This window comes from Gemella haemolysans (genome assembly GCF_028308085.1).
GTDB lineage: Bacteria > Bacillota > Bacilli > Staphylococcales > Gemellaceae > Gemella > Gemella haemolysans_D.
The window spans coordinates 1-586 of sequence record NZ_JAQMFS010000011.1 but is presented as its reverse complement, the minus strand read 5'-3'; the positions used below and the strand labels follow the sequence as shown (position 1 = coordinate 586).

At 28.7% G+C, this 586-nt stretch carries 1 protein-coding gene; it reads left to right on the top strand.

The window, feature by feature from the left end; all coding sequences use genetic code 11:
* Window positions 1–478, top strand: a 478-nt coding sequence (locus PNO30_RS00850; RefSeq protein WP_271986810.1) for a transposase, incomplete at its 5' end; no start/stop codon positions are given.
* Window positions 479–586 lie beyond the last annotated feature (108 nt).

Here is a 586-nt window from a genome sequence, read left to right as displayed (position 1 = left end):
AGTTGCGTTAGATAGCGGATATTATTCTCTAGACATACTAAAACAGTTAGATAAAAAAAATATATTTTCAGTAATAGGATATAGAAGATTCTCAAAATCAAAAGATAAAAAATATTTCAAATATTTACCAGAAAAAGATATATATGTGGATAAACGAACAGGAGAAATATTTAGATACAGAAATATAGATAGAACTGGATATAAACAATATAAAAGTGATGATAAAAACGAGAAGAAAATAGTAAGACGCCATATAAATGCGGATTATTATGATGAAGCTAGATTAAGACGTATATCAAAAGAAGGAAAACTATTGTATAAGAGAAGAAAAGAAACAATAGAACGTAGCTTTGCAGATTCAAAACAAAATCATGGATACAGATATGCACAATATAGAGGTAAAGCCAAAGTACAGTCGTACGCTTGGTTGTCTTGTTGCGTTCAAAATATGAAAACAATAGCACTAAGAGAGGTATAATCATCTCTTAATACTACTGATGCTTTAGTCATAAGGCTTATTTTTTTTGAAAAACGACCAAAACATCAATATGTTCATTGATATTTTGGTCGTTTTGTCAACAATCTG